The following is a 7,467-nucleotide window of genomic DNA, read 5'->3' as shown; positions in this document are numbered from 1 at the left end:
ATTGTTAGGGCTAGATGAGGCTGAAGACACAGGTGAATTTACCGTTCCAGTTCCGGCTACCGGTACCCCTTCTGATGGAGTGGAAATTAGATTAAGTGCGCTCCTTGGAGTTGGCCCTAGTGCCGAAGTGTTTTACGCCTTCTTTATTACACCACCTATTATAGAATTTCCAACAGTTGCAGTCTGTGAAACCCAGGATGCATTAATTAGCATTTCTAATTTTCAACCTGGATATACCTATAGGGTCTATGATGCCCTTACTGATGGAAATCTTATCCAAAGTGGTACCACCAATGTGCTTTCCATTCCAGAGGAAGATCTAACACCTGGAACGTATTACTTGGAGGCAGTGGAAGGAGGTACAGCGTTTACCTCTTCTAGAACAGCATTTGACATTGTGATCTATCCCAAACCGGGATACCCAGAAATTGATTTAAACGTCAATGAAAATTAAATAAACTCAATAAATTCAAAATATATCATTATGAAAACAAGTAACATTTTTAAGGGTCTTTTACCGGCCATCATTTTATTGGTAATTACACCAGCCATAGCGCAGGTCCCAACCTTTACTTCACCCATTAGTACACCTGCAGATCTCGATGTAGGAACCATCAGTAGTACAGCCACTGAAGTTACCACGGTCGATGCGGCAGTTTTGTTCTATAATCCCGCTACAAGCGGTCCTTCAATTACTTTAAGTGCATCCACGGATGATGGAGCGGGAAATACTTTTACGTCTTATCAGTGGAATACTGTTTCTTCCGATGGAACCGAAACCATCATAACCGGTGAGACTGCTGTAGATTTAACAGCTACTTCATTAGCTCCAGGATATCATAAATACAGAGTTTATGGTTTGGTAGATAACGGAGATGGAACCGTAACTTGTCAATCTGATCAGTACGAAGATATCATACTGTTTGTTTTGCCGGAGCTTGAGGTGACCTCTGAGGTGGATCTCAACGGAAATCCTGCTGGATATTGTGTGGAGGATATTCCAACAGACCCAATTCAGTTATCAATAGCTGATATTACAGCAGATTATACCGCAAACACTAATGGTTATACGAATCCAGCTGGAAGTGACTTTACTGTAAATTATAACTGGTTTGCGAACTTAGAAGGAGGGACAGCTAATCCAATAGATCTAGGGAATGCTGCTACTTATGATGTGACTTTGGCTCAAGAAGGAACCTATACTTTTTATGTGGAAGTTACCTATGCTGTTAAAGCAGACGATGGAAGCAGAGACTATGTAGTATTTACAGATACGGTAGAAGATGGAGCCGGAAACCCATTAGAGATTGAAGTAACTCCTGTACCAGGTGCGCCTAGCATTACAATAGGTTCCACTACAGAATAATGGGATCTTACTGTAGAGCTCAAAGTGAGCCTTCAAGTTGCCAATAGATTTAGAATGGGATTATATTAAAATAATATGCAAGGCAAATGTCTTAATAGTTACGCCAGAATAACACTGGGGTTTATCATGGTATTTGTTGTAGTTGTTGGGAACCTTTACGGGCAAACCAACATACAACAGGTTCGGCTGAACCCTGGGGGATCTGTGCGTTTAAATGTTTTCTCGCAAGGAGCCACAAATTATGTGTGGTTACGGGATAATCAGATTATTGACCAAGCTGTAGATTCCTTTTATGTGGTGACAGAACCAGGGGTCTATAGCGCCATTGCATATAATGATTTTGAGTGCGCCTCGATGCAGTCCAATCTTGTTGAGGTCATCTTTAGTACTCCAGATACTCAACACAGCCTATTGAAATTCTGTGAGTTATCAAACCCGACTATTTTAGATATTGATATTGGCGTAGGTGATTTGATTTGGTTCTCGGATAGGGCAAGACAAAACAGTCTACCAGCTGATGCTCCATTAAAGGATGGGGTAACCTATTATGCTACAAGTATATCCACAAATTTAAATTATTCAGCTGAGGTGTTTTTGGATGCTTGTTTGGATATTGCTATTGATAAACGCGTTGATGCCGTAGAAGCTGCCATGGAAACACAAGTCAACTTTACCATCGTGGTAAGTAATAAATCAAATGTTAAGGGTGAGAACCTGATCATCAAAGAACAACTGCCAGATGGCTACACCTATGAGGATCATCAGTTGACCTCTGGTCGCTATAGCAGTGTATCCGGTTTATGGGAGATCGTGGAGTTAGCACCAAAGGCAAGTGAGGAGTTAAAGCTTCGTGCGCGTTTAATACAAGGGCATAATTACCAAAACACCGCATCACTTATCCATTCAGATCCAGAGGACTTCATAGTGGATAATAATAGCTCTAGCGCTTCGGTGGATGCAACCTGCGTAAAGGTTTATGAGATCTTTACGCCTAATAATGATGGAAACAATGATACTTTTGTTATTCAATGTATAGAACAGTACCCAAACAATATACTAAAGGTTTTTGATAAAGATGGATCGCTGGTATATTCAAAAAAAGGTTACGATAATAGTTGGAGAGGATTCAGTAATTCCAATTGGACCATTGATAAAAGTGATCCCTTGCCTGCAGGAGTTTATTTTTACATCCTAGATTTAGGAAATAATACCAACGCCGTTACGGGTTGGATATTCTTAGGTTACTAGTGCGCTGCTCATTCTCCCAATTTCAAAAAAACGTACTTCATTGATACCGAAGAGATTTTATTGAAAATTAATCAATTATGCGTTTGATTTATAAATAAATATATTTACCTTTGCCACCCTTTTAAACCAAAAATATATCTGGTCGATAACTGGAAACCATTGATTTATAAGGGGTTGATTAATAAAAAAAACATAATTATTGTTAAGTAGATTATGCCAACAATTTCACAATTAGTACGAAAAGGAAGAACCACACTTACTAAGAAGAGTAAATCGGTTGCTTTGGATTCGTGTCCTCAAAGAAGAGGGGTTTGTACGCGTGTTTATACCACCACGCCAAAGAAGCCTAACTCTGCAATGCGTAAAGTTGCAAGGGTTCGTCTTACCAATGGCAAAGAGGTGAATGCTTACATCCCTGGAGAAGGACACAATTTACAAGAGCACTCGATAGTATTAGTTAGAGGGGGAAGGGTAAAAGATTTACCAGGAGTTCGGTACCACATCGTTCGCGGTGCTTTGGATACTGCTGGAGTTCAAGGAAGAACGCAACGTAGATCAAAATACGGAGCAAAACGCCCTAAAAAGTAATTAACACTTTTAAAAAGAAGAAATGAGAAAAAGACAGGCCAAGAAGAGACCTCTTTTACCAGATCCGAGATATAACGATCAGCTAGTGACACGTTTTGTGAACATGATGATGTGGGATGGTAAAAAGTCCGTAGCATTCAAAATTTTCTACGATGCCATGGATATTGTAGAGGAGAAAAAACAAGACGAAGAAAAAACTGCTTTGGAAATTTGGAAAGATGCGTTGTCCAACGTTATGCCACATGTTGAGGTGAGAAGTCGTCGTGTGGGTGGTGCCACATTCCAGATTCCTATGCAGATTAGACCAGATAGAAAAGTATCAATGGCTATGAAGTGGTTGATTAGTTATTCACGTAAGCGAAATGACAAATCAATGGCGCTTAAATTAGCCTCTGAGGTGTTGGCGGCTTCTAAAGAAGAAGGTGCAGCAGTTAAGAAGCGCGTTGATACTCATAAAATGGCGGAAGCAAATAAAGCATTCTCACACTTTAGATTTTAATAAGTAAGATGGCACAAAGAGATTTAAAATATACAAGAAACATAGGAATTGCAGCACATATTGATGCTGGTAAAACAACAACTACGGAGCGAATCTTGTTCTACACTGGGGTGTCTCACAAACTGGGAGAGACTCACGATGGCGCTGCAACCATGGATTGGATGGAGCAAGAGCAAGAGCGAGGTATTACCATTACATCAGCAGCAACAACTTGTACCTGGAATTTCCCTATGGAGAATGCGGAGCCGACTCCGGATACACACAGTTATAACTTTAATATAATCGATACTCCTGGTCACGTGGATTTCACCGTTGAGGTGAGTCGTTCATTGCGTGTATTGGATGGGTTAGTTTTCTTGTTTAGTGCGGTTGATGGTGTGGAGCCTCAATCTGAAACGAACTGGAGATTGGCAGACCAATACGATGTGCCTCGAATTGGGTTTGTAAACAAAATGGACCGTCAAGGATCTAATTTCTTAAACGTGGTGAACCAGGTGAAAGAAATGTTGGGTTCTAATGGAGTTCCAATTGTTTTGCCAATCGGTGACGAAGCTGATTTTAAAGGGATCGTTGATTTAGTAAAGAACAGAGCTGTAATATGGCATGACGAAAACTTCGGTTCTACTTTTGATGTAGTGGATATCCCTGCTGATATGGTAGATGAGGTGAAAGAGTACAGAGCAATGCTTATCGAGCAAGTTGCCGAGTATGATGAGGCGCTTATGGAGAAGTTTTTCGAAGATGAAAACTCTATTACAGAAGATGAAATACACGCTGCGCTAAGAGCTGCTGTTATGGACAGAGCAATCATTCCTATGGTATGTGGTTCTTCCTTTAAAAACAAAGGAGTTCAATTTTTATTAGACGCAGTTTGTCGATATTTACCTTCACCATTGGATAAGGGAGGTATCAAAGGTACACATCCTGACACTGGAGAGGAAATTGTACGTAAGCCAAGTGTTGATGCTCCATTTGCTGCATTGGCTTTCAAAATTGCTACCGATCCTTTCGTGGGTCGTTTAGCATTCTTCCGTGCATATTCAGGTAGACTAGAGGCTGGATCTTATGTGTTGAACAATAGATCTGGTAAAAAGGAGCGTATTTCTCGTATCTACCAAATGCACTCGAATAAACAAAATTCTATTGACTTTATTGAGGCTGGAGACATTGGAGCTGCAGTTGGATTTAAGGATATCAAGACCGGTGATACTTTATCAGATGAAAAGGCGCCAATTGTCTTGGAAAGCATGGACTTCCCGGATCCTGTAATCGGTATTGCGGTAGAGCCTAAAACCAAGGCGGATGTTGATAAGATGGGTATGGCGTTGGCGAAACTATCTGAAGAAGATCCAACATTTACTGCAAGAACTGATGAGGCTTCAGGCCAAACGATCATCTCTGGTATGGGTGAGCTTCACTTGGATGTTATTATCGATCGTCTTAGACGTGAGTTTAAGGTGGAGGTAAACCAAGGACAGCCACAAGTTGAATACAAAGAAGCTATTACGCAAAAAGCAGAGCACAGAGAAGTTTACAAAAAACAATCTGGAGGACGTGGTAAATTTGCTGATATCGTATTCACACTTGAGCCAGCTGAAGAAGGTAAGTTAGGTCTTGAATTCATATCTGAGATTAAAGGAGGTAACGTACCAAAAGAGTTTATCCCTTCTGTAGAGAAAGGATTTAAAGAAGCGATGAAAAATGGACCATTAGCGGGTTACGAAGTAGACGCTATGAAAGTTACGTTACTTGACGGTTCTTATCACGATGTGGATTCCGATCAGTTATCTTTCGAATTGGCTGCTAAATTAGGATTCAGAACTGCTGCAAAAGCTGCAAAATCTGTGATCATGGAGCCAATTATGAAATTAGAAGTATTAACTCCTGAGGAATATATGGGAGATATTGTAGGTGACCTTAACCGTCGTCGTGGTCAAGTTAATGATATGAGCGACAGGGCAGGTTCTAAGGTGATCAAAGCTATTGTGCCACTTTCTGAAATGTTCGGATATGTAACCTCGTTACGTACCCTTTCATCAGGTCGTGCGACTTCCACTATGGAGTTCTCACATTATGCTGAAACGCCATCTAATATTGCAGAAGCTGTTATTAAGGAAGCAAAAGGAGTTGAAGCTTAAACTTTTAAGAAAATGAGTCAAAAAATTAGAATAAAACTTAAATCATACGATTACAATTTAGTAGATAAATCTGCTGAGAAAATCGTAAAAACGGTTAAAAGTACTGGAGCTGTAGTAACAGGTCCAATACCTTTACCAACACATAAAAAGATTTTTACTGTATTGCGTTCTCCACACGTAAATAAGAAATCAAGAGAGCAATTTCAATTGAGTTCTTACAAAAGATTACTTGATATCTACAGTTCTTCATCAAAAACCATCGATGCTTTGATGAAGCTAGAATTACCAAGTGGTGTTGAGGTAGAGATTAAAGTATAATCTTTTAAAGAGGCTATAGCGTTCTTTAAGAACTTTACTGGCCAATGTGGTTTCGCTCAAAGAATTTGAGGAAAGACATGTCCTGAGCGTTTGGCGAGGGAAAAACGGATAAAAATACATTTCAGGGTTGGAAGTATTTTTTCAGCCCTGAAGTTTTTTCGATAATTGAATAATTAATTAAGTATTAACAATGTGGTCGAAGGTTATTTAAAACCAACGATCCTTAAACGTAAATTAAATGTCTGGGTTAATAGGAAGAAAAATTGGTATGACCAGCATTTTCGACGAAAACGGGAAGAACATTCCTTGTACAGTAATCGAAGCTGGACCATGCGTAGTTACCCAAGTCAGAACTCTAGAAGTTGACGGGTATGAAGCCCTTCAGCTTGGTTTCGATGACAAGGCAGAAAAACGTGCTAACAAGGCCGAAGTTGGTCATGCAAAAAAAGCAGGCGTTTCTCCTAAAAAGAAAGTTGTTGAATTCCAAGATTTTGAAGGTGAGTACAAATTAGGAGACACGCTAACTGTTGAGGAATTTGTAGAAGGAGAATTTGTTGATGTCACTGGTACATCAAAAGGGAAAGGATTCCAAGGAGTTGTTAAACGCCATGGTTTTGCTGGGGTTGGTCAATCTACTCACGGTCAGCATAACCGTTTAAGAGCGCCAGGTTCTATTGGTGCAGCATCCTATCCTTCTCGTGTATTCAAAGGAATACGTATGGCTGGACAAATGGGATCAAAAAATGTAACAGTTGATAACTTACAAGTGTTGAAAGTTGTTCCAGAAAAAAATCTTTTAGTTGTTAAAGGATGTGTACCTGGTCACAAAAACGCTTATGTAATCATTAGGAAGTAATGGAAGTAGCAGTTTTAGATATTAATGGAAAAGAAACTGGAAGAAAGGTGAAGCTTTCTAAATCAGTTTTCGGTGTAGAGCCAAGCAATCACGCTGTATACTTAGACGTGAAACAATTTTTGGCGAATCAGCGCCAAGGGACTCACAAGTCAAAAGAAAGAGCTGAGATCGCTGGAAGTACACGTAAGATCAAAAAGCAAAAAGGAACAGGAACAGCTAGAGCGGGGAGTATTAAATCTCCAATCTTCAAAGGTGGTGGTAGGATTTTTGGACCAAGACCTAAAGATTACTCGCAAAAACTTAACAAAAACGTTAAACGTTTAGCTAGAAAATCTGCCCTTAGTCTAAAAGCGCAAGACAAGTCAATTATCGTTGTTGAGGACTTCAATTTCGAAGCTCCAAAAACAAAAGAATTCACTAATGTTTTGAAAGCTTTAGGGTTAGAGGGTAAAAA

At 39.8% G+C, this 7,467-nt stretch carries 9 protein-coding genes; all 9 read left to right on the top strand.

Features of this window, described 5'->3' with window-relative positions; translation table 11 throughout:
• On the top strand, positions 1-454 hold a 454-nt coding region (locus VKY50_RS08495), incomplete at its 5' end, for an immunoglobulin domain-containing protein (protein WP_324300843.1).
• Between the two features lie 30 nt (positions 455-484).
• A complete protein-coding gene (locus tag VKY50_RS08490) occupies positions 485-1,366 on the top strand; it encodes a hypothetical protein (protein WP_324300840.1) in 882 nt (293 codons plus the stop codon).
• A 126-nt stretch (positions 1,367-1,492) separates the two neighbouring features.
• On the top strand, positions 1,493-2,614 hold the full coding sequence (locus VKY50_RS08485; protein WP_324300838.1) for a T9SS type B sorting domain-containing protein: 1,122 nt from the start codon (positions 1,493-1,495) through the stop codon (positions 2,612-2,614).
• A gap of 213 nt (positions 2,615-2,827) precedes the next feature.
• Entirely contained in the window at positions 2,828-3,202 is a 375-nt protein-coding gene (gene rpsL, locus VKY50_RS08480) for a 30S ribosomal protein S12 (RefSeq protein WP_008992282.1), read from the top strand.
• Positions 3,203-3,224: 22 nt separating this feature from the next.
• Positions 3,225-3,701: a 30S ribosomal protein S7 gene (rpsG, locus tag VKY50_RS08475; protein WP_324300835.1), complete on the top strand. Its 477-nt coding sequence runs from the start codon at positions 3,225-3,227 to the stop codon at positions 3,699-3,701.
• Between the two features lie 8 nt (positions 3,702-3,709).
• Positions 3,710-5,839: an elongation factor G gene (fusA, locus tag VKY50_RS08470; protein WP_324300833.1), complete on the top strand. Its 2,130-nt coding sequence runs from the start codon at positions 3,710-3,712 to the stop codon at positions 5,837-5,839.
• Positions 5,840-5,851: 12 nt separating this feature from the next.
• Positions 5,852-6,157, top strand: coding sequence for a 30S ribosomal protein S10 (gene rpsJ / locus VKY50_RS08465; RefSeq protein ID WP_008992279.1), 306 nt, complete (start codon positions 5,852-5,854; stop codon positions 6,155-6,157).
• 238 nt (positions 6,158-6,395) lie between these two features.
• A complete protein-coding gene (gene rplC / locus VKY50_RS08460; protein WP_324300824.1) occupies positions 6,396-7,013 on the top strand; it encodes a 50S ribosomal protein L3 in 618 nt (205 codons plus the stop codon).
• The coding region (gene rplD, locus VKY50_RS08455) for a 50S ribosomal protein L4 (RefSeq protein WP_324300822.1) at positions 7,013-7,467 on the top strand (455 nt) is incomplete at its 3' end. The genes rplC and rplD, both read left to right, overlap by 1 nt.

This window comes from Galbibacter sp. (genome assembly GCF_035306585.1).
GTDB lineage: Bacteria > Bacteroidota > Bacteroidia > Flavobacteriales > Flavobacteriaceae > Galbibacter.
This window is presented reverse-complemented; position numbering and strand designations above follow the sequence as displayed.

Bases quoted from the DNA above. Each gene is read 5' to 3' on its own strand.
- VKY50_RS08490 (WP_324300840.1), top strand. From the start codon at position 485: ATGAAAACAAGTAACATTTTTAAGGGTCTTTTACCGGCCATCATTTTA.
- VKY50_RS08485 (WP_324300838.1), top strand. From the start codon at position 1,493: ATGGTATTTGTTGTAGTTGTTGGGAACCTTTACGGGCAAACCAACATA.
- rpsL (WP_008992282.1), top strand. From the start codon at position 2,828: ATGCCAACAATTTCACAATTAGTACGAAAAGGAAGAACCACACTTACT.
- rpsG (WP_324300835.1), top strand. From the start codon at position 3,225: ATGAGAAAAAGACAGGCCAAGAAGAGACCTCTTTTACCAGATCCGAGA.
- fusA (WP_324300833.1), top strand. From the start codon at position 3,710: ATGGCACAAAGAGATTTAAAATATACAAGAAACATAGGAATTGCAGCA.
- rpsJ (WP_008992279.1), top strand. From the start codon at position 5,852: ATGAGTCAAAAAATTAGAATAAAACTTAAATCATACGATTACAATTTA.
- rplC (WP_324300824.1), top strand. From the start codon at position 6,396: ATGTCTGGGTTAATAGGAAGAAAAATTGGTATGACCAGCATTTTCGAC.